16 protein-coding genes and 2 pseudogenes are annotated in these 20,250 nt (G+C 73.2%); 8 read left to right on the top strand and 10 right to left on the bottom strand.

Annotated features, from left to right (window positions below; genetic code table 11):
* Nucleotides 1-37: 37 nt before the first annotated feature.
* Nucleotides 38-568, bottom strand: a complete 531-nt coding sequence (locus ACGF8B_RS35515; RefSeq protein ID WP_392746411.1) for a gamma carbonic anhydrase family protein — start codon at nucleotides 566-568, stop codon at nucleotides 38-40.
* Nucleotides 569-750: 182 nt separating this feature from the next.
* On the opposite strand from ACGF8B_RS35515, the gene ACGF8B_RS35520 reads away from it, so the two are divergent.
* Nucleotides 751-1,506: an acyltransferase gene (locus ACGF8B_RS35520; protein ID WP_392746412.1), complete on the top strand. Its 756-nt coding sequence runs from the start codon at nucleotides 751-753 to the stop codon at nucleotides 1,504-1,506.
* Between the two features lie 6 nt (nucleotides 1,507-1,512).
* On the opposite strand, the gene ACGF8B_RS35525 is transcribed toward ACGF8B_RS35520, so the two are convergent.
* The gene (locus ACGF8B_RS35525; RefSeq protein ID WP_392746414.1) at nucleotides 1,513-2,379 is read right to left on the bottom strand and encodes an EamA family transporter; all 867 of its coding nucleotides are present in this window, start codon (nucleotides 2,377-2,379) and stop codon (nucleotides 1,513-1,515) included.
* A 94-nt stretch (nucleotides 2,380-2,473) separates the two neighbouring features.
* Between ACGF8B_RS35525 and ACGF8B_RS35530 the strand changes: the two genes are divergently transcribed.
* A complete protein-coding gene (locus ACGF8B_RS35530) occupies nucleotides 2,474-3,046 on the top strand; it encodes a helix-turn-helix domain-containing protein (RefSeq protein WP_392746416.1) in 573 nt (190 codons plus the stop codon).
* Nucleotides 3,047-3,090: 44 nt separating this feature from the next.
* Nucleotides 3,091-3,651 (top strand): YbaK/EbsC family protein, encoded by a 561-nt coding sequence (locus ACGF8B_RS35535; protein WP_342279903.1) that lies wholly within the window; start codon nucleotides 3,091-3,093, stop codon nucleotides 3,649-3,651.
* A gap of 21 nt (nucleotides 3,652-3,672) precedes the next feature.
* Here the strand turns inward: ACGF8B_RS35535 and ACGF8B_RS35540 are convergent, their stop codons facing one another.
* Nucleotides 3,673-4,521 (bottom strand): aminoglycoside N(3)-acetyltransferase, encoded by an 849-nt coding sequence (locus ACGF8B_RS35540; RefSeq protein WP_392746417.1) that lies wholly within the window; start codon nucleotides 4,519-4,521, stop codon nucleotides 3,673-3,675.
* A gap of 71 nt (nucleotides 4,522-4,592) precedes the next feature.
* Entirely contained in the window at nucleotides 4,593-5,003 is a 411-nt protein-coding gene (locus ACGF8B_RS35545; protein WP_259934561.1) for a CoA-binding protein, read from the bottom strand.
* 58 nt (nucleotides 5,004-5,061) lie between these two features.
* Here ACGF8B_RS35545 and ACGF8B_RS35550 point away from each other — a divergent pair, with 58 nt between their 5' ends.
* The 3 genes from ACGF8B_RS35550 to ACGF8B_RS35560 all read left to right on the top strand — a co-directional run bounded on the left by ACGF8B_RS35550 (nucleotide 5,062) and on the right by ACGF8B_RS35560 (nucleotide 10,224).
* Nucleotides 5,062-5,688: a YigZ family protein gene (locus tag ACGF8B_RS35550; RefSeq protein ID WP_392746419.1), complete on the top strand. Its 627-nt coding sequence runs from the start codon at nucleotides 5,062-5,064 to the stop codon at nucleotides 5,686-5,688.
* Nucleotides 5,689-5,905: 217 nt separating this feature from the next.
* Nucleotides 5,906-7,072 (top strand): exonuclease SbcCD subunit D, encoded by a 1,167-nt coding sequence (locus ACGF8B_RS35555; RefSeq protein WP_392746420.1) that lies wholly within the window; start codon nucleotides 5,906-5,908, stop codon nucleotides 7,070-7,072.
* Entirely contained in the window at nucleotides 7,069-10,224 is a 3,156-nt protein-coding gene (locus tag ACGF8B_RS35560) for an AAA family ATPase (RefSeq protein WP_392746422.1), read from the top strand. Before ACGF8B_RS35555 ends, ACGF8B_RS35560 begins: the two co-directional genes overlap by 4 nt.
* Here the strand turns inward: ACGF8B_RS35560 and ACGF8B_RS35565 are convergent.
* Nucleotides 10,217-10,696 (bottom strand): annotated as a pseudogene (locus ACGF8B_RS35565) (Lrp/AsnC family transcriptional regulator); the annotation flags it as partial. The gene ACGF8B_RS35560 and the pseudogene ACGF8B_RS35565 overlap by 8 nt on opposite strands.
* A 104-nt stretch (nucleotides 10,697-10,800) precedes the next feature.
* Between ACGF8B_RS35565 and ACGF8B_RS35570 the strand changes: the two are divergent.
* A pseudogene (locus ACGF8B_RS35570) lies at nucleotides 10,801-11,005 on the top strand (rhodanese-like domain-containing protein); the annotation flags it as partial.
* Nucleotides 11,006-11,086: 81 nt separating this feature from the next.
* Here the strand turns inward: ACGF8B_RS35570 and ACGF8B_RS35575 are convergent.
* Both ACGF8B_RS35575 and ACGF8B_RS35580 read right to left on the bottom strand, forming a co-directional pair.
* A complete protein-coding gene (locus ACGF8B_RS35575; protein ID WP_392746423.1) occupies nucleotides 11,087-12,772 on the bottom strand; it encodes a DUF885 domain-containing protein in 1,686 nt (561 codons plus the stop codon).
* A gap of 48 nt (nucleotides 12,773-12,820) precedes the next feature.
* Nucleotides 12,821-13,318, bottom strand: coding sequence for an Lrp/AsnC family transcriptional regulator (locus ACGF8B_RS35580; RefSeq protein WP_124719099.1), 498 nt, complete (start codon nucleotides 13,316-13,318; stop codon nucleotides 12,821-12,823).
* Nucleotides 13,319-13,377: 59 nt separating this feature from the next.
* On the opposite strand from ACGF8B_RS35580, the gene ACGF8B_RS35585 reads away from it, so the two are divergent.
* Complete coding sequence (locus ACGF8B_RS35585; RefSeq protein WP_392746424.1) at nucleotides 13,378-14,679, top strand: trans-sulfuration enzyme family protein; 1,302 nt, start codon at nucleotides 13,378-13,380, stop codon at nucleotides 14,677-14,679.
* Here ACGF8B_RS35585 and ACGF8B_RS35590 read toward each other — a convergent pair.
* The 3 genes from ACGF8B_RS35590 to ACGF8B_RS35600 form a co-directional block, all read right to left on the bottom strand.
* Entirely contained in the window at nucleotides 14,647-16,086 is a 1,440-nt protein-coding gene (locus ACGF8B_RS35590) for a GNAT family N-acetyltransferase (RefSeq protein ID WP_392746426.1), read from the bottom strand. The two genes, ACGF8B_RS35585 and ACGF8B_RS35590, sit on opposite strands and share 33 nt — an antisense overlap.
* Nucleotides 16,087-16,231: 145 nt before the next feature.
* The gene (locus ACGF8B_RS35595; protein ID WP_392746428.1) at nucleotides 16,232-18,877 is read right to left on the bottom strand and encodes a DUF6493 family protein; all 2,646 of its coding nucleotides are present in this window, start codon (nucleotides 18,875-18,877) and stop codon (nucleotides 16,232-16,234) included.
* Complete coding sequence (locus ACGF8B_RS35600) at nucleotides 18,874-20,247, bottom strand: SWIM zinc finger family protein (protein ID WP_392746430.1); 1,374 nt, start codon at nucleotides 20,245-20,247, stop codon at nucleotides 18,874-18,876. The genes ACGF8B_RS35595 and ACGF8B_RS35600 overlap by 4 nt, the downstream gene beginning before the upstream one ends.
* Nucleotides 20,248-20,250 lie beyond the last annotated feature (3 nt).

The following is a 20,250-nucleotide window of genomic DNA, read 5'->3' on the forward strand; positions in this document are numbered from 1 at the left end:
GCGGTGCGACCCCGCACCGCCCGGCCCGTCGTGACTCTCAGCCCTCGTGAGCCTGCCGGTGGGCCTTGGCCAGCTCCACATAGCCGACCGCGTTGAACCTGATGCCTTCGAGCTCCTCCTCGGTCAGCTGCCGCCTGACCCTGGCGGGGACCCCGGCGACCAGCGAACCCGGCGGCACCCGCATTCCCTGCGGGACCAGCGCCTGCGCCGCGATCAGCGAACCGGCCCCGATGTGCGCGCCGTTGAGGACGGTGGCCCCCATGCCGACCAGGACGTCGTCCTCGACGGTGCAGCCGTGGAGCACGGCGTTGTGCCCGACCGATACGCGCTCGCCGACCGTGACGGGGAACCCGGGGTCGCCGTGCACGCTGCAGTTGTCCTGGATGTTGCTGTCGGCGCCGATGACGATCGGGCCGCAGTCGGCGCGCAGTACGGCGTGGTACCAGACGCTGGAGCCCGCGGCCATCGTGATCTCACCGATGACGACCGAGGTCGGTGCCGTGAAGGCATCCACGTCGATGTCCGGCTCCTTGCCGCCCATTCCCGTGATCAACGCCTGCTCTGCCATCGCCTGTTCCTCCGTGCTCAGGGGGGGTGCGGCCGTGGCCGTCCGGTCCCGGCTGCCCGGCCGCGGCTGTTCCGCCGCGCCACAGGAACGGTAGGCGACGGCCGCCGGACCGGGACCGAGTGGGGTGAACATCACAGGTCGCCCCGATGATCGGCCCGGGCGCCGCCGACTACCGTGTGCGAGTGCCCAAGAACAGGAACGCGTTCTCTTCCCTCGCCGCCTGGCGGCGACGCGCCCTGTCCGGGGCCGTCCACCGCGGCTGGCGCTGGGTGCAGGAGTCGGGCGCCGTCACCGCGGACCGCCCCGGCGCACTGCGCTTCGGCCGGATCGGCGAGGGCACCCGGCTGGCCTTTCCACAGGGCACGGTCTTCGGGGAGCGGTGGATCGAGCTCGGCTCGCACTGCGTGATCGGTGAACAGGTCACGCTGACGGCCGGACTCATGCCCGACCTGGACCTCGGCCCCGATCCGATCCTGACCCTGGGCGACGGGGTGGTGCTCGGCCGCGGCAGTCATGTGGTCGCCGACACCACGGTGACCATCGGCTCGGACACGTACTGCGGTCCGTACGTCTACGTCACGTCGACCAATCACAGCTACGACGATCCGCACGAGCCGGTCGGCCGGCAGTGGCCCCGCATGGAACCGGTCGCCATCGGGCCGGGCTGCTGGATCGGCACCGGAGCGGTGATCCTCCCGGGGGCCAGGCTCGGCCGCAACGTGGTGGTCGCCGCAGGGGCGGTGGTGCGGGGCGAGGTGCCCGACCACGCCGTGGTGGCCGGCGCCCCCGCCCGTGTCGTACGCAGCTGGGACCCCGAGAAGGGCTGGCAGCCGCCGCTGCGCACCCCTGCTCCGGTGCCGATCCCGACGGGCGTCACGCCCGAGCAGTTGCTGGCCCTGTCGGAACCGGGCGAGACCTCGGGCCCGTCCGACGGCTGACGGGCCTCATCCGGTCGCGAGCAGCACCGTGCCCACCAGGGCGAGACCGGCCCCGGCGGCCTGCACCCCGAGCAGCCGCTCCTTCAGTACGCCGCGCGCCGCAAGGGCGGTGATCACCGGATAGAGCGAGGCGAGCACGGCGGCCACCGTGACCGGCCCGTGCTGTGCCGCGACCGAGTACGTGCCGTTGGCCGCGACGTCCGCGAGTCCGACGAGTGCCAGGACGGGCAGCGCGGCGAGCACCGTGGCCGCCCCGCGCTCCTCGGGCAGCGCCCGTGCCCCGCGGCGCACCGATGCGTACAGGGCCGCACCGCCCACCGCGACATTGGTGAGGCGCTGGACGAAGAGCGCCAGGAACAGCCCGGTCACCGTCGTGGAGGCCTCGGAGATCAGCGCCATCACCGACCCGAAGCCGAGCGCGGCCGCCAGGGTGAGCAGTACCGCCCGGCGCTGCACCGGCGCCCCGCGCAGCTGCGGACCGCCCGCCAGCACGACGCCCACCACGGCGATGCCGACCCCCGCCAACTGCGGCAGCCCCGGCCGCTCCCCGGCCAGGAGTCCGACGCCCACCGGCACGACGACGCCCAGCGATCCGAGCGGGGAGACGACCCCCATCGGGCCGAGCGCCAGCGCCTGGTAGAAGCTCAGCATCGCGACCGGCCCGACGGCACCCGCCGCGACCGCGAACCACAGCTGCGGCCCCGCCTCGCTCCAGCCCCCGGTCGCGACCACGACGACCCCCAGCACCACGGCCGCGACGGCCTGCGAGACGACGACCACGGTGAGCGCGGGGACGCGCCGGGTGAGCAGCCCGCCGCCGAAGTCGGCCAGCCCCCAGAGCAGGCTCGTGGCCAGCGCGAACAGTGCTGTCATTGCAGGCCCTCGCAGTACAGTGCGATGAACGGTGGGGTGCACCACACCGTAGTGCAGTTTTTTCGACCCTGTCAGTCAAAATATTGGACGGAATGTGTCCGAACTCGATCAGCTCACTCAGTCGCTCGCGCGCAACCTCAAGCGCTTGAGGGGGGAACGCGGCTTCACCCTGGACGCTCTCGCCGCCCGCGCCGGAGTCAGCCGCGGCATGATCATCCAGATCGAACAGGCCCGCACCAACCCGAGTGTCGGCACCACGGTCAAGCTCGCCGACGCACTGGGCGTCAGCATCGCCACCCTGCTCGACCACGAGCAGGGCTCGCCGGTCCGGCTGGTACCCGGGAGCCGGGCGGTACGCATGTGGTCCACCGACGCGGGCAGCTCCGCCACCCTGCTCGTCGGCACGGACGCCCGGGGACTGCTCGAACTCTGGTCCTGGCGCCTGATGCCCGGTGACGGCAGAGGCTCCGATCCGCACCCCGAGGGCGCCGTCGAACTGCTCCACGTCACCACGGGCGAACTCACCCTGGTCGTCGACGGCACCCCGTACGCCGTACCGGCCGGTGGCTCGGCCTCGTTCGAGGCGCACCACCCGCACGCCTACCGCAACGACGGCCCCGATCCGGTCGAGGCGACCATGGCGGTCGCCATCCCGCCCGTACGGTGAGACGAGCGGCCGAACGCCCCGGGACCGCTGTTAGCGTGAGGCACATGCGCGCTCCCATCGGCTCCTTCGAGAACGCCGCTCCGGCGGCCGACCGCTCCGACCTGCTCACCGCCCCCGTCGCCGCGGCCGTGACCGAGGGCTGGGGCGGCTTCCCCGCCGAGCAGATCATCCACGTCGACACGGACCCGGCCATCGCCGACACGGCGGTCTTCGTCGAGCACCACGGCGCGGACCTGCTCGACCGGTCGGCCAATTGCGTCGTGGTGGCGGGCAAGCGCGGCGGCGACGTGACCCTCGCGGCCTGCCTCGTCCTCTCCAACTCCCGCGTCGATGTGAACGGTGCGGTCCGCAAGCGACTCGGCGCCCGCAAGGCGTCCTTCGCCCCGATGGACACGGCGGTCGGCGAGACCGGCATGGAGTACGGCGGCATCACCCCCATCGGCCTGCCCGCCTCGTGGCCGCTGCTGATCGACCCGGCCGTCGCCGACGAGGAGTGGGTGCTGATCGGCAGCGGCAGCCGCCGGGGCAAGCTCATCGTCCCGGGCAAGGCACTGGCGGCGCTGCCGGGCGCGACGGTCGTCGAGGGACTCGGCATCAGGAACTGAGCCCCCGCGGGGGCCCGGGACTCAGCCGGGCGAGTGGCAGAGGGCCCGGCCCGGTGCGCCGGCCCGGTGGGCCGTCAGCCAGCCGGACGCGAAGTCGACGGCGTCGCCGATACGGAAGAGCCGGCCCGTCGACGATCCCACCCGGCCCGTACGGACCCTCGCTCCCGTCCCGGGCCGGGCGAACTCCGCGCCCAGGGCGGCGAAGTCGCTGTCGTCCAGCGCGACGTCCTCGTACTCCCACCACTGGCGGCGGCCCCCGGCCGTCACCACGCAGCGGTAGCTGCGGCGCGGCGGGACGGGAACCCGGTACTCGCCGAGGTGGAACGCGGTGCAGGTGTCGAAACCGGTGCCCAGCATGAGCACCTGGGCCCGCAGATCGTAGAGCCGGGCCAGCGGCGATTCCTCGCCGAGGTGGCAGTCGGGACGGTGACCGGCCATCAGCTTCCGGGCCAGCGGACCGAGCGCGGCGAAGGACGTCTGCGGGTGCCCGCTGCGCACCGCCCCTTCGGAGAGCCGCACGGCCTCCGCGAGACGGCCCATCGACGGCGCTGCCGAGGTCGCCGGGTCGAAGGGCGGCATGCTCGCCCGCACGGCTTCCCGGGCCCGGTCGCCGAGCCCGCGCACCCGGTTCAGGTACTGCGGAGAGGTGTCGGAGTTCTCCGGCGTGAACGCGGGGACGACGAGTGTGCCGTGCCCGAGGGCGTCGCGCAGCGCACCGGCCATCGCGCGGATGCCGCCGCTCACCGGACCCACCGCGCTCATCGACGCGTGCACCAGGAGGACGCCGTCGCGCTCCACACCCAACTCGGTGAGCTGCCCGGCCAGCCGGCTGCGGCGGTGAACGTCGGTCGGTGCGGTGGTTGTGGTCACAGCGGGCCATTCTCCCAGCCGGACGCCGGGTGCGACACCACGCACACCCGCGCGAGGGACCCGGGTGCGGTTCAGCGGTCGAGGGCGGGAATCTCGATGGCGGGGCACCGGTCCATGACCATGTCGAGCCCGGCCTCGCGCGTGCGGGCGTACGCCTCGGGGTCGACCACACCGAGCTGGAACCAGACGGCCCGGGCACCCGCCGCGACCGCCTGGCCGGCCACCGCGCCGGCCTGCTCGCTGTTGACGAAGACGTCCACCACATCGACCGGGAACGGGATGTCGGCCAGCGAGGCGTAGCCGTCCTCGCCGTGCACCCGCTCCGCCTTCGGATGGACCGGGACCACCCGCTTGCCGAAGCGCTGGAGCACCTCGGCGACGCCGTAGGCCGCGCGCGACCGGTTGTTCGACAGGCCCACCACGGCCCAGGTGTCGCCGCTGTCCAGGAGAATCCTGCGGATCGTCTCTTCGTCTGCGTACATGATCCGCACAACGGGCCGGGGCCCCGGACCATTCCCGTACGGGGCATAGGGTGGCCGGATGCAGGAGCAGTACCGGACAGTCGCCCGAGCGGGCGTGCACGAGACCGAGATCAACCGGTCGCGCTTCATCTGCGCGCTCGCCCCCGCCGCCACCGAGCAGGAGGCGCAGGACTTCGTCGCACGCATCCGCAGGGAACACCCGACCGCGACCCACAACTGCTTCGCCTATGTGATCGGCGCCGACGCCTCCGTGCAGAAGGCGAGCGACGACGGGGAACCCGGCGGCACCGCGGGCGTACCCATGCTCCAGATGCTGACCCGACGTGAGATGCGCTACGTCGTCGCCGTCGTCACCCGCTACTACGGCGGGGTCAAGCTCGGCGCCGGCGGACTGATCAGGGCCTACGGGGGAGTGGTCGGCGAGGCCCTCGACGCACTGGGCACCATCACCCGCCGGCGCTACCGGCTCGCCACGATCACCGTCGGCCACCAGCGGGCGGGCAAGCTGGAGAACGACCTGCGCGCCACCGGCCGCACCGTGCGCGAGGTGCGTTACGCGGAAGCCGTCGTCATCGAGATCGGGCTGCCGGACGCCGACGTCGAGGCCTTCCGCGGCTGGCTGGCCGACGCGACCGCGGGCGAGGCGGGGCTGGAGCTCGGCGGCGAGGCGTACGAAGACGCCTGACCCGGTCACGCGCCCGTGCGGCCCCTTCGCCGTCCGGATCGATCTTCCCGGGCGAAGGCCCGGACACGGCCGCCGGTGATGCGAGACTGTGAGGGGTGGGAAGCGAGGGGCTCGCCACCGCCGACGGGACTCCGGGGCGGCCCGGCGGGATCACGGAGCACAGCCGGCAGCGGCCCCGGGGACGGAGGAGGACAACGATGCAGGTCGGAGCCGGCTCTTGAGAATTCTTCACACGTCCGACTGGCACCTGGGGCGCTCGTTCCACCGGGTCTCCCTGCTCGAAGCCCAGGCCGCCTACCTGGACCACCTGGTGGCGACGGTGCGCGCGCACGAGGTGGACGCGGTCCTCGTGGCGGGCGACGTGTACGACAGGGCCGTACCGCCGCTGGCCGCCGTCGAGCTCTTCGACGACGCGCTGCACCGGCTCGCCGCCGCCGCGGTGCCCACCGTGATGATCTCCGGCAACCACGACTCGGCACGCAGACTGGGCGTCGGTGCCGGACTGATCGGCCGGGCCGGCATCCACCTGCGGACCGACCCCGCCGGCTGTGCCACCCCCGTCGTCCTGCCGGACGAGCACGGCGACGTGGCGTTCTACGGGCTGCCCTATCTGGAACCGGCCCTGGTGAAGGACGCCCTCGGGGCGGATCGCGCCGGGCACGAAGCCGTGCTGACCGCGGCCATGGAACGGGTCCGCGCGGATCTGGCCGGACGCCCCGACGGCACCCGCTCCGTCGTGCTCGCCCACGCCTTCGTCGCGGGCGGCGAGCCCAGCGACAGCGAGCGCGACATCACCGTCGGCGGGGTGGCCGCCGTGCCCGCCGGAGTCTTCGACGGCGTCGACTACGTGGCGCTCGGCCATCTGCACGGCTGCCAGACCGTCACCGAACGCGTCCGCTACTCGGGCTCGCCGCTCGCGTACTCCTTCTCCGAGGCCGACCACCGCAAGACCATGTGGCTGATCGACCTCGACGCCTCGGGCACGATCACGGCCGAGCGCCTCGACTGCCCGGTGCCCCGCCCGCTCGCCAGGCTCCGCGGCCGCCTCGACGACCTCGTCGGCGAACCCGCGCTGGAGCACCACCGGGAGTCCTGGGTCGAGGCCACCCTGACCGACCCGGTGCGCCCGGCCGAGCCGATGGCCCGGCTCGTCGAGCGGTTCCCGCACGCCCTCAGCCTGGTCTTCGAACCGGACCGCGCCCCCGACGACCCGCACGCCTCGTACGCCCGGCGCCTCAAGGGGCGCGACGACCAGCAGATCGCCGAGGACTTCGTGGCACATGTGCGGGGCGGCTCCGCAGCCGACGAACAGGAACGCACGGTGCTGCGCGGCGCCTTCGACCACGTCCGGGTGGACGACGGTGTACGCGAGGTGAACCGTTGAGACTCCACCGGCTCACCGTCACCGCCTTCGGGCCGTTCGGCACCACCCAGACCGTCGACTTCGACGCCCTCTCGTCGGCCGGTCTCTTCCTGCTGCACGGGCCGACCGGCGCCGGGAAGACCTCCGTCCTCGACGCGGTCTGCTACGCCCTGTACGGCGCGGTGCCCGGCGCCCGCCAGAGCCCCGGCACCTCCCTGCGCAGCGACCACGCCCCGGCGGAGCTCGCCACCGAGGTCGAACTGGAACTGACCGTCGGCGGCCGCCGCCTCGAAATCACCCGGAACCCCGCGCAGCCCCGCCCCAAGAAGAAGGGCAGCGGCTTCACGACCGAGAAGGCGCAGAGCCGGCTGCGCGAGTACGACCCCGACGACGGCTGGCGGCCGCTCAGCCGCTCGCACCAGGAGATCGGCGAGGAGATCACCCAGCTCATCGGGATGAGCCGGGAACAGTTCTGCCAAGTGGTGCTGCTGCCGCAGGGCGACTTCGCGCGCTTCCTGCGCGCCGATGCCGAGGCACGCGGCAGACTCCTCGGCAGGCTCTTCGACACCCGCCGTTTCGCCGCTGTCGAGGAGCGCCTGGCCGAACTGCGCCGCGGCGCCGAGACCAGGGTCAGGGCCGGGGACGAACGGGTCCTCGCGGTCGCCCAGCGGATCGCCCAGGCCGCCGGACCCGCCGGCCGCGAAGCGCCGCTCCCCGACATCCAGCCCGGCGAACCCGGCCTCGCCGAGGGTGTGCTGGAGTGGGCCGCCACGGCCCGCGGCGGCGCCCGCGAACGGCTCGACATCGCCGCCTGCGTCCTCGCCATGGCCGAGGGCCGGCAGTCGGCCGCCCGCCAGGCACTCGACAGCGAACGCGAACTGGCCGCACTCCAGCAGCGGTACGAGGACACGCGCCGCCGGGCCGCCGTGCTCGAAGACCGCCGCCCCGACCGCGACCGCTACCACGAACGGCTGGCACGCGCCCGCAAGGCGGACCTCGTCGCACCGGCGCTGGACCTGCGCGACGAGGCCGAGCGCGCCTACCGCCTGTCCTGTCAGGCCCGTGACCGGGCCCGCGCGGTGCTGCCCGGCACGCTGGCGGACGCCGGTGCCGAACAGCTCGCGGAGCTGGAGCGACGGCTCCGGCAGGAGCTCGGCGGCCTCGAAGCCGCGAAGCGGGCCGAAGCGCGAAGCGCGGCGATCGACGCCGAGCGGGCCGGTCTGGAGCGCCAGGCCAGGGCCGACGACGAGCTGATCCGTGAAGCGGAGCTCTGGCTGGCCGACTGGGAGTCCACCCGCGACGGACTGCGGACCCGCATCGAGACGGCCCAGGAGGCCGCCACCCACGCGGAGCAACTGGCCGGCCGGCTGGAGCCGGCCCGTGCCCGGCTGGACGCGGCCCGCCGTCGCGACGCGCTGGCCGACCGGGTGTCGGCCGCGGCCGAGCGGCTGGCCACCGCCAGGGAGAACGCCGCCGCGGCCCACGAGGCATGGCTGGATCTCCGCGAACGGCGACTGCGTGACATCGCGGCCGAACTGGCGGCCGAGCTGGTGGACGGCGAGGACTGCAAGGTGTGCGGTTCGGCCGACCACCCCAACCCCGCCCGCGCGGCCGACGGGCACGTCGACCGGGCCACCGAGGAACGGGCGCTCGATGCCCACCGCCGGGCCGATCAGGCGCGTACCCACGCGGACCGGGAGCTGGGCGTCGTACGCGAGCAGCATGCCGCCGCCCGCGCGGCCGCGCAGTCGGCGGTGCCGCAGCCGAGGGACGGGGCCGATGCCACCGACCCGGCAGCCGCGGCACGGGTGAGCGCCACCGCCGGTTCGACCGGGGCGCCCGCCTCCGGCACCGGTGCCGTCGCCCCGGGCAAGGCCGGCACCGGGTCGGGCGCCGACCCCACCGTCGCCGAACTCGCCGCACTCGTCGACCGGTTGACCGGCTCGCACGCCGAGGCGTACCGCACCGCGGCGGGCATGCACGCCGCGCGCGAGGCCCTCGCGGCCACCGAGCGGGAACAGGCCGAACGGCTCGAAGGCCGGCAGCTGGCCGAGCGCCGGGCCGCGGCCCGCACCTCCCTGCGCGAAGGGCTGGACCGCGAACAGGGCGCGCTGGAAGCCGAATTGACGGCCGCCCGCGGCGAGGCGGGCAGCGTGGCCGAGCACGCCGCGCTGCTGGAGCGCCGGGTCGGGCTGCTCGCCTCGGCCGCCGAGGCGGTACGTCATGAGGAGACGGCCGCACAGCACCGCAAGGAGGCCGACGACCGGCTCGCGGACGCCGCTTTCCGGGCCGGGTTCGACACCCCGCAGGCCGCGGCCGAGACCCTGCTCCCCGATGCCGAGCAGCGGGAACTCCAGCGGCTCGTCGATGCCTGGCAGTCCGAGGCGGCGGCGGTGGCCGACCGCCTGGCCGAGACCGGGACCCGGGCCGCCGCCGCACGCCCGCCCGCCGCGGTGGACGCCGCGCGGACCGCGTACGACACGGCCGAACACCTGCTGCGGGACGCCTCCGCCGCACTGGTGGCAGCGCGCGAGCGCTGCGCGGAACTCGGCAGGCTCTCCCGCCGAGCCGCGGACGAGGTACGCGGACTCGGTCCGCTGCGCGAGGAGTACGACCGGGTGGCACGGCTGGCCGGACTCACCGCCGGCACCTCCGCGGACAACGAACGCAAGATGCGGCTGGAGTCGTACGTGCTTGCCGCCCGGCTCGAACAGGTCGCCGCCGCGGCCACCGCACGGCTCCGGCGCATGTCGTCCGGCCGGTACACACTCGTCCACTCCGACGCCCGCACCGGAGGCCGCAGAGCGGGCCTCGGACTGCACGTCGTCGATGCCTGGACCGGCCGCGAGCGCGACACGGCCACGCTCTCGGGCGGCGAGACGTTCTTCGCCTCGCTGGCCCTCGCGCTCGGCCTCGCCGATGTCGTCACCGACGAGGCGGGCGGGGTACGGCTGGACACGCTCTTCATCGACGAGGGCTTCGGCAGTCTGGACGACCAGACCCTCGACGAGGTGCTCGACGTGCTGGACTCGCTGCGCGAGCGGGACCGCAGCGTGGGCATCGTCAGCCATGTCGCCGATCTGCGCCGCCGTATCCCCGCACAGCTCGAAGTGGTGAAGAAACGCCACGGATCGGCGGTCCGTCACCGCACCGGCGGCGAGGCCGGCGGCTGATGGCGTGGCGGGGGAGCGGCGAGGAGCGGACGACGCTGGTGGTCACCGAACCGAGGGCGCCGATCCTGCCGGCGACCTCCTCCGGACGACTCGTCGAGCGGGCGGTGACCTTCAGTACGAAGCAGTCGTCACCGGTGACATGGCGGGCCTTCCCGATCCCCGCAGTGGTGTCGAGCAGATCGCGGAACGGCTTGTAGCGGCCGTTCGGATGGCGCGGCCGTACGAGGGCGAGAACCGGCAGCCCGAGCCGGTCCGGGTCGACCACGGCGGCGTAACCGCTGAGCACCCCGGCCTCCTCCAGCCTGCGCACCCGCTCGGTCACGGTGCTGGGTGACATCGCCACCGCGCGTGCCGGCTCGGCGAACGACACGCGCCCGTCGCGCTGCAGGACATCGAGGGCGCGCCGGTCGGTGGCGTCCGGGGAACAGCCGGTCCTGCCCGGGACACAACAGGGAAATCCCCGGCAGGGCAAGCGCTGTGCCGGGGATCCCAACTTCCGGGGGCGGATCACCGGCCGTAGGTTTCTGGGCCTGACCTCCCGGCTCACCGCCGTCCCGGCCCGTTCCGTCCTGCGCGTCGTACGGCTGGGGCCCCGCCTGTAACGGCGCCACGCCTGCCGCGCTCGCCCTCGCCGAACTCGGCCACCGGGTCCGAGGAGATGCTCGGCGGCTTCGAGTACTGGGTGTGCGAGGGCTTCGAGTTCGAGACCCGGGAGGGGCGGGAGCGGCGCGAGCCGGACCCGCTCACCGTGCCGGCCGGCTCCGGCGAATGCGGCTGCTGACCGGCCCGGCCGCCCGGGCCGCGGTGGTGCCCGGCGGCCGGACCCGTGGGGTGGACCGGGCCCGGCCGCCGGACTTTCGCCTCAGAGCCTGGACAGCTCGTCGACGAGATCGTCGAGACCGAGCGGTCCCTGCGACAGGGCTGCCATGTGCCAGGCCTTGGCGTCGAACGCGTCACCGTGGGCCTTGCGCGCGTTCTCCCGGCCCAGCAGCCAGGCGCGCTCGCCCAGCTTGTACCCGATGGCCTGACCCGGCATCGAGAGATAGCGGGTCAGCTCGCTCTCCACGAAGTCGGCGGGGCGGCCGCTGTGATTGCCGAAGAACTCCTGCGCCAGCTCCGGGGTCCACCGCTCGCCGGGGTGGAACGGGGAGTCCGCGGGGATCTCCATCTCCGCGTGCATGCCGATGTCCACGATCACCCGGCAGGCGCGCATCATCTGCGCGTCCAGATAGCCCAGTCGGCGCTCGGCGTCGGGCAGGAAGCCCAACTCGTCCATGAGCCGCTCCGCGTACAGCGCCCAGCCCTCGGCGTTGGCGCTGACCCCGCCGATCGACGCCTGGTAGCGGGACAGGCTGTCGGCGACATGCGTCCACTGCGCGATCTGGAGGTGGTGGCCCGGCACACCCTCGTGGTACCAGGTGGACACCAGGTCGTACACCGGGAACCGGGTCTCGCCCATGGTGGGCAGCCAGGTGCGGCCGGGGCGCGAGAAGTCCTCGGAGGGGCCCGTGTAGTACGGCGCCGCGGCGCCGCCGGGCGGGGCGATGCGGGACTCGACCTTCCGTACGCGTTCGGCGAGCTCGAAGTGCGTACCGTCGAGAGCCTCGATCGCCTCGTCCATCAGACCCTGCAGCCAGGCCTGGACCTCGTCGACCCCCTCGATGTGCTTGCCGTGCACATCGAGATGGGCCAGCGCCTCCCACGGGCCGGCGCCGGGCAGCACCTTCTCCGCCTCGGTCCGCATCTCGGCCAGCAGCCGGTGGTACTCGGACCAGCCGTACGCGTACGCCTCGTCCAGGTCCAGGTCGGTGCCGTTGAAGTAGCGCGACCAGCGCGCGTACCGCTCACGGCCCACCGTGTCCGGCGCGCCCTCGATCGCGGGGGCGTACACATCACGCATCCAGTCGCGCAGCGCCGCGACCGACTCGGTGGCCACCCGGGCGCCTTCGTCCAGCTCGGCGCGGAGCGACACGGGTCCGGCGGCCGCGAACTCCTGGAAGAACCCCGGACCGTCCTGGCCCGCCCACTCGTCGAGCTGGCCGATGAAGGTGGCGGTGGCGCGCGGGCCGCCGTAGAGCTTGCGCTCCAGGCCGAGCGCCAGCGACTCGCGGTAGCCCTCGAACGCGGCGGGCACCGCGTGCAGCCGGTCCACGACCGCTGCCCAGTCCTCGTCGGTCTCGGTCGGTGTCACGGTGAACACCTCACGGACACTGTGCGCCGGGGAGGCGAGGTTGGAGACCGTGCGCAGCTTCTCCTCGGCTTCGTGAACGGCGAGTTCCGCGGTGAGGCGTTCACGCAGCAGGCGGCCGCAGCGGCGCTCGGCGTCGCTGTCCGCGCCGGGCAGCCGTTCGGCGGCGTCGAGCTTCGCCAGGGTGGTGCGGGCCAGCCCGGCCAGAGTCTCCTGACCGGCGGGGGAGAAGTCGGGAAGGCGGCGCGAGCTCTCCGCGACACCGAGATAGGTGCCGGAGATCGGGTCGAGTTCGATGAAAGCGTCGACATAGGTGTCGGCGACCTGGCGGGGCAGCGCGCTGCTGGAAGTGTCTGACATGCGGACATCCTCGTACGGCGGGGGCCTCCGCGTCATCATCATTCGGTTTCAGGGGCCGGACTCCGCCGATTCTGCGGACGGCGGCAGCAGCGGCCCGCACTCCCACTGCTGGAATATCAGCCTGGTCTCGACCCGGGCCACTTCGCGGCGCGAGGTGAATTCGTCCAGCACCAGGCGTTGCAGATCGGCCGTGCCCGTGACCGCGACATGGACCAGATAGTCGTCCGGGCCGGTCAGATGGAAGAGCGCACGGGACTCCGGCAATGTCCTGATGCGTTCGACGAACGGGCCGATGAGCTCCCTGCGATGCGGCCGGACCTGTACGGAGAGCAGCGCCTCCAGACCCCTGCCGAGCCTCGCCGGGTCGAGCCGCAGTTGGTGGCCGAGAATCACACCGGAGCGGCGCAGCCTGGTCACCCGGTCCAGGCAGGTCGACGGTGCGACGCCGACCTCGGCGGCCAGCTCGCGGTAGGTGGTCCGGGCATCGTTCTGCAGCAGTCGCAGAATGTGCAGATCCACCGGGTCAAGAGCGACAGAATCGGCCATTGGCCGAACGTAGCACGGAGGATGGCCGCCGAATCCCGGTGGTTGTTCAGAGTGGTGGCATGGACACCGAATCCTCGATGGCGCCCCCGACGACAAACCGGTCCAGGGCGCTGGCCACCGACGCCGTGCACGCCGGCCGCGACGATCTCGCGGCCCTCGGACTGCACACCCCGCCGATCGACCTGTCGACCACCTACCCCTCGTACGACTCCCGGGGCGAGGCGGAGCGGATCGACACCTTCGCCACGACCGGTGCGCGGCTCGAAGGGCCGCCGGTCTACGCCCGGCTGGACAATCCGACGACCACCCGCTTCGAGACCGCACTCGCCCGCCTCGAAGGAACCGCGAGCGCCGTGTCGTTCGCCAGCGGCATGGCGGCGCTCACCGCCGTTCTGCTGGCCCGGGCGAGCATGGGGCTGCGCCATGTGGTCGCCGTCCGGCCGCTCTACGGTTGCAGCGATCATCTGCTCGGCGCCGGACTGCTGGGTACGGAGGTGACCTGGACCGATCCGGCGGGCATCGCCGACGCGATCCGTCCGGACACCGGGCTGGTGATGGTGGAGACCCCCGCCAACCCGACGCTCGCCGAGGTCGACATCCGGGCGATCGCGCACTCCTGCGGTTCGGTGCCGCTGCTGGTCGACAACACCTTCGCCACTCCGGTACTGCAGCGGCCCGTCGAGCACGGTGCCCGGATCGTGCTGCACAGCGCCACCAAGTACCTGGGCGGGCACGGCGATGTGATGGGCGGGGTCGTCGCCTGTGACGAGGAGTTCGCGGGCAGGCTGCGGCTGGTGCGCTTCGCCACCGGTGGGGTGCTGCACCCGATGGCCGGGTATCTGCTGCTGCGCGGCCTGGCGACGCTTCCGGTACGGGTGCGGGCGGCGTCCGCGAGCGCCGCCGAACTGTCCCGCAGGCTCAGCGCCGACCCGCGCGTCGCCCGGGTCCACTACCCGAAGCTGGGCGGTGCGATGGTCTCGTTCGAGGTGTACGGGGATCCGCACCGGGTGATCTCGGCCGTGCGGCTCATCACGCCCGCGGTGAGCCTCGGCAGCGTGGACACCCTGATCCAGCACCCGGCCTCCATCAGCCACCGCATCGTGGACGAGGGAGACCGGCGGGCCGCGGGCGTCGGGGACCGGCTGTTGCGGATGTCGGTCGGCCTGGAGGACGTCGAGGACCTGTGGGCCGATCTGTGCCAGGCGCTCAGCTCCCAGGAGGCCGGACGGGCGCCGGCTCCGGCCCCGGCCATGGAGTCCTCCGGGGCCGGGGAGTCTTCCGCGGCCGAAGGGCCTTCCGGGGCCGAGGCGCCTTTTGGGGCCGAGGAGTCAGCGACCGGCCTGCTCGTACGGGGGCAGTGACCGGACCGGGGTCGCGTCCAGGCGGGCGGTGACGACCAGGGTGCCCTCCTCGATCTGGTAGTCCAGCGGCAGGGACAGGGCGCGCATGGCCGCGACCATGCCGGTGTTGGACGACTGGGTCACGGCATAGACGCTCTCGCAGCCCGCCTCGACGGCGAGCGCCACCAGGCGGCTCAGGAGCTCGGAGCCGATGCCACGGCGCTGCCAGTCGTCCTCGACGAGAAGGGCGACCTCCGTCTCGTCGCCGTCCCAGAGGAGGTGACCGAGCGCGACCAGCCGGCCCGAGGCCGTCTGTACGGCCAGCGTGCGGCCGAAGCGAGGGCTGAGCAGGTGGTCCAGGTAACGGTCGGCGTCGTGGACCGGCCCGTGGTAGCGCATCCGCAGCGTCCGGTCGGAGCAGCGGTCGTGCATCGCCCGTGCCGCTTCGAGGTCACCGTCGTCCGCGCGACGCACGGTGATCTCGTTGCCCTCGGGGAGGGTGAGCACGTCCCTGCTGCGCGGCACACGGGGGCCGAGCCGGGCGTCGAGCTCGACCAGGGCACGGGCCCGGGCGAACTCGGTGGGCGTGAACGGGAGATAGGGCCGTTCGACGGTGATGACACCCCCGGACGGATCGCGCAGCCGCATCACCGTCTCCTCCAGCACCCCTTCGACGGGTGCGGTCTCACCGGTCGCCCGGCCCGTGACCGAGACGGCGGGCAGCGAGTGGATGGTGCAACGGCCGAGCAGCTGCCGCAGCGCGAGGGGCAGCTCGGCCGCGTCCAGCGCGGTGCGGGTGGCCAGGCCCAGGACGCGCGTCGGGGCGTCGACCAGATCGTGCGTGTCGGCCCGCTCGATCCAGGTCGAACTTCCCCCGGCGGCGGAGACCGCCCGGCTCAGCTGCTGCGCCTGGAGCAGGGAGGGCGCGCGCAGCAGGAACTCGTCGACCGTGCCCCGGGCCAGCGGGTGTGTCTGCAGGGTGAGGATGTCGACCCGGTGCCGGGCGAGGGCACCGCACATCGCCGCCAGGCTGCCGGGGGCGTCCCGCACCGTGGTCCGCATCCGCCACAGCGCCGTGTCCCCGGGGGAGGCGGCCGGAGCCGCGGCGGTGGGCGTGTCCACCGCCGCGGGCCCGGCGACGTCGGTACCGAGGGCCGTTGCGGCGCCGTCCCCCTCGGCGACTAGGCCGGGGCCGGTCGGCGGCGGGGCGTGGCTGTGCCGCCGGGCCCACCAGGTGTGGAACGCGGCCGTGACCGCCAGGGCCACCGCCGAGGCGATCAGCAGGTACGGTCCGTCCGGCTGGTGCCCGATCAGGTTCGCGATGGCGTCGGCCACCGCGACCGCGGTGAACAGCGCGGCCAGCTCGATCATGTCCCGCCGCCAGTGGTGGGGGCGGCGGGCGGTCTTCGCGGATGTCGCATCAGTCATGGCTTCACTCTGACCGAGCGTTGTTGCCTGACCGCGAACACTCTGTGACTGATGGGTTAAGTGTGGATCTAGTCCCTTATTGACCACTTTCTCCTTGTTGGAGGGCTGCGCTTCGGCCTTGTCCCGGGGCTGCGGTGCGGACGCGTCAGCCTTGCTTCCAGGCGGCATTCAGTCGTACCGCCTGACGTACCAACTGCGACGATCCGCCGCGCCCGGCCGCTTCGGCGACGCCGGGTATCGGCTCCCCACCGCCCACCGCACCACAGTGCTCCGCGCACTCGGCCGCCACGGAGAGCAGGTCGCTCAGTCCACGAGGCGCCTTCTCCTGCGCCAGCAGTCCCGGCAGGGCGCCGGCCAGCGCGGACAGCACCGTCCGGTACGCCCCGGTGGTGGCGGCGGTACGGGCGGAATCCGCGAGTCGGTTGGGCTTGATCAGACCGTTTCCGAGGAGGGTCGCCAACTGCTCGCCGAGCAGCGCGGCGTCGAGCTGCTGCCGGGCGGCCAGAATCAGCAGGGCGTCCACCGCCAGCAGCCGGTCCTCCGGATGCCGGGCCCCCAGTCCGTACGCCACCATCAGACTGACGGCCTCCCCCGCGGGCGCGTCCTGTTCGGCCAGCAGCAGGAGCGGCCGGAGGGTGTCGCGTATCTCCTCGACCACACCGGTCGCGATGTTCGGCAACAGCCAGGCGGCCAGTGTCCCGGCGTCCTCGGGCAGGGTGGCGGTCCACTGGTCCGGGCGGCCGTCCCAGTGGTAACAGTGTGTGTGCTCCGGCACCTGCGGCCGGCCGAGCCAGTGGAAGGAACGAGGGAACTCCTCCTCGATGAACGGGCGTTCCCGGCTGGCCATCAGCGCGCGCGACGACCGGACGACCGTCTGCCCCTGCCGGACCTTCTTCTCCAGATCGAAGCGGTACACCCGCGCGAGCGGTTCGTCGGCCCGCAGCCATGCCGCCAGCCGGTCGCCTTCAGGGGTGCCGAGCAGCGCCGCCGCCTCGGCGGCCCCGAGCTGATCTCCCCGCCGCACACGCAGCAGGGCCTGGGCGAAGTCGGCCTCGCCGGGCCGGGCCCCGAGCCGCCGGCAGGTGCCCAGCCGTTCGACCAGCACGGCCGGGTCGAGCGAGCCGGTGTGCCAGGTGGGGGTGGCGAGCAGGAAGGGAGTGCCGCCGGTCAGTACCGCGTCGGCCGCTTCCCACAGCCGGGCCTTCAGGATGCCGTCCAGCGCGGCGTGGACGCAGGTCCCCGTGCCGGTCCAGGACTCACGTTCCTCCTTCACCGCCCGTGCCGACACCCGTCCGAGCAGCGTGGCCACGACGACCCTGATGCTCGTCTCCGAGCGGAGACCCCGCTCGGTCTGCGACGGCGGTTCGCCGTCGACCCACCACTCACCCGCCAGCGCGTCACGCAGTGCGTCGGTCAGCGCCGACCGGTCGCTGTGGGCATGGCGCACCAGCCCGTCCAGGGCCCGCTCGAAGGAGGTGACGTCCGGCCCTGCCGACCTGATCAGGGCCACCACCTCCTCGACCAGCTCGGGCAGCGTCGCAGGCGCCGGATCGAGTGGCTGCGGTTCCGGTACCGGGGGCAGCAGTTCCTCGTAATCCTGCGTCCCGGACTGCCCGGCCGCCGGACCGCCGAAGACCTCGGCCACCGTCGTGCGGTGAGCCGGGCCCAGCAGCGCGGCCGACAGGGCGAGTTCTTCCCGAACCGGGGCCCCGGCGTCGGGCAGGTGCCGGGCCACGAGCTTGAGCGCCCGCTCCTGGATGTCGATGTCCTCGTGCTCGAAGGCACTCGTGACGACGGGCAGCAGCTCGTCGGCCGCCGACGGATCGCGGCGCAGTACCTTGCCGAGCAGCACGAGCTGGGACCGGACCAGCTTCTTCTCGGTACGGAACAGTACGGAAGCCGAGATGTCCGCCAGGGACCGTACGGAAAGCTCACCGCGCCCGTCCAGCCGGGCGAGCACCCCCTGGGCGTGACCGGCCACGGTGGAGAGGCCGTCCGCGGCCATCCCGGTCCAGTCCGCGACCCGCTCGGACTCCTCCTGCTCGGTCAGTTCGAGCTTGCGCAGCAGACTGAGGAAGAACCGCACTTCGTTGGCCTTGCCACCGCGCAGCAGCCGGGTCACACAGGCTTCCACGAGCACCGGCCGCTCCATCAGGCCGTCCTCGGGGAGAGCGGCCAGCGTGGCGGCCCACCGGTGCGGATCGCCCGCGTCTTCGGGCCAGAGCATCGGTGGCGGCAGCTCCGTCAGTTCGAAGATCCGTGGCAGCAGGGTGGCAGCGAACGGGTCGGTACGGAGCGTCTCGGCGAGGGGCCGCGACTTGCGGCGATGCCACTGCGCGGCCGAGAGCGACTCGGCCCAGCCCCGCACGAAGCCGTCCGTCGTGGGCACGGGGCACTGAGCCTTCTTCACCAGCCCGGAGGTCAGTTCGTACGTGGTCTCCGCGGTCGCGGGCCGGGCCGCCAGCCGGTGCGCGACATCACCGAGCCACGCCGGGTCACGGTCCGACAGGACCGCGAGGACCAGTGGGAAGGGCGAACGGCCCCAGCCGGCCAGGTCCCGGCTGCCGATCCAGGCGGCGCACGCGGCAGCGCCCGTCTGGCAGCCCGCACCGGCCACCAGCAGGGCCTTGCTGACCTTGTCCTGCTTGTCCCAGGACCAGTTCCGCACCTCCTTCCGGATCGCCTTCAGCTCGGCCAGCGCCGCCCTGCGTTCCTCCCGGTCCATCCCGGCCAGCAGGTCCGGCACGTCGTGCGCACGCGATTCCCGTACCGCGGTGAGGAGCTCGTTCATCGCACACCTCCGGCGACCGGCGCGGCGCGACGGACCATACGGACAGCGAGAGCGTGCTTGCACGGGCCCCGCCGCCCGCGATAGTCCGCCCACCACTGGCAGGTACAACTCAGCATGCCGTTCTGCTCCCTCACCTGATAGCGGCGTTCTCCCGAGATCACGGTCGCCACGTCCCCGTCGAGCACGACCGCATCCGAGCCGGCCAGCTGCCGGGCCGCCACCAGGCGCGGATTGTGCCGCTCGACCCGGTCCGCGTCGTACGGCAGCTCGCGGTGGAAGTAGGCCGCGTCGGCGAGGTCGTAGCCGACCCGGCCCGCCGTCCCCAGCCGGGTGAGCGCGGCCCGTACGCGCTCCACCGTGAGACCCGACTGCTCCGCCAGATCGGCGGTGTCGATCCGGGGCTCCCAGGCCAGCAGCACGGACACCAGCTCGGCGTCGGCCGCGGCGTCATCGGTGGCCAGCGCGTCGAGCACGCCGCCCTCGCCCGAGAAACCGCGTGCGGCATCGGGCGAGAGCGTCAGGGTGAGACGCATGCCCGGCAGCACGACCTCCCAGGCGCTCGCGGTCGCCGCCCCGTCGGCGACCGGCCCGTACACCCGCAACGTCGTGGCATGACGCAGTACCCGCTGCATCGCCACCAGCCGCTCCGGCCCAGGCAGACACACCGCCCCGGCCACCGGCCGGGTCGTCGGCCGCAGCGTCTTCCCGGCGGGAACCACCCACCGGGCACCACGCGAGGCGTTCCCCGACGAACGCGGCAGCGAACGGAGGAACCGGACGGCCTCGGCGGCCGGCAGCTCGGCCCGCAGGTCGAAACCGGCCGATACCACCTGGGCCTCGGCGAAGCCGCGCAGCCACCGGTCGGGCAGCGGCACCTTCTTCTCCACGACCGGGCCGTCCAGAGTGGTGACGGCCATCTCGTCCGGTCCCACCCGCAGATGCAGCGGATCGTCCCCCGCTATCCGCGAAAGCGCCTCCCGCAGCGGATTGTTGACATCCACATTCGTCGTGCCGTGACCCGTCCGCGCACCGTCCAGACCGTCCTGCAGCACGTCGAGGCGTGCGTACACCCCGCAGCAGCCCGAGAACGACTCGAAGCGCAGCCGGTCGCCGTTGCCCGTCACCACCGGATCGAGCGACGAAGGCAAGGTGCGTTGGTAGTAGCGCGTGGACGCCACGTCCGCCACGGCCAGCAGGCCCCGGGCGGCGATCCCCGGCGAGGTGAGAAAGCCGGAGAAGAACCGGGGATGGGACTCGGCGCCCCGCGGTGTGAGGCCACCGGAGGTCTCCAGCCCGAGGAGCTGCCCCGACTGCGAGGACTCCAGGGCTGACGGGCGTGCGTAGGCCAATGCCTGAACGGATCGGGTCATGGA

The sequence above is a fragment of the Streptomyces sp. NPDC047917 genome, assembly GCF_043204345.1.
GTDB lineage: Bacteria > Actinomycetota > Actinomycetes > Streptomycetales > Streptomycetaceae > Streptomyces > Streptomyces sanglieri.

Coding starts and splice junctions, on each gene's coding strand:
- ACGF8B_RS35515 (WP_392746411.1), bottom strand. CDS start 568: ATGGCAGAGCAGGCGTTGATCACGGGAATGGGCGGCAAGGAGCCGGAC.
- ACGF8B_RS35525 (WP_392746414.1), bottom strand. CDS start 2,379: ATGACAGCACTGTTCGCGCTGGCCACGAGCCTGCTCTGGGGGCTGGCC.
- ACGF8B_RS35535 (WP_342279903.1), top strand. CDS start 3,091: ATGCGCGCTCCCATCGGCTCCTTCGAGAACGCCGCTCCGGCGGCCGAC.
- ACGF8B_RS35545 (WP_259934561.1), bottom strand. CDS start 5,003: ATGTACGCAGACGAAGAGACGATCCGCAGGATTCTCCTGGACAGCGGC.
- ACGF8B_RS35550 (WP_392746419.1), top strand. CDS start 5,062: ATGCAGGAGCAGTACCGGACAGTCGCCCGAGCGGGCGTGCACGAGACC.
- ACGF8B_RS35575 (WP_392746423.1), bottom strand. CDS start 12,772: ATGTCAGACACTTCCAGCAGCGCGCTGCCCCGCCAGGTCGCCGACACC.
- ACGF8B_RS35580 (WP_124719099.1), bottom strand. CDS start 13,318: ATGGCCGATTCTGTCGCTCTTGACCCGGTGGATCTGCACATTCTGCGA.
- ACGF8B_RS35585 (WP_392746424.1), top strand. CDS start 13,378: ATGGACACCGAATCCTCGATGGCGCCCCCGACGACAAACCGGTCCAGG.
- ACGF8B_RS35590 (WP_392746426.1), bottom strand. CDS start 16,086: ATGACTGATGCGACATCCGCGAAGACCGCCCGCCGCCCCCACCACTGG.
- ACGF8B_RS35595 (WP_392746428.1), bottom strand. CDS start 18,877: ATGAACGAGCTCCTCACCGCGGTACGGGAATCGCGTGCGCACGACGTG.
- ACGF8B_RS35600 (WP_392746430.1), bottom strand. CDS start 20,247: ATGACCCGATCCGTTCAGGCATTGGCCTACGCACGCCCGTCAGCCCTG.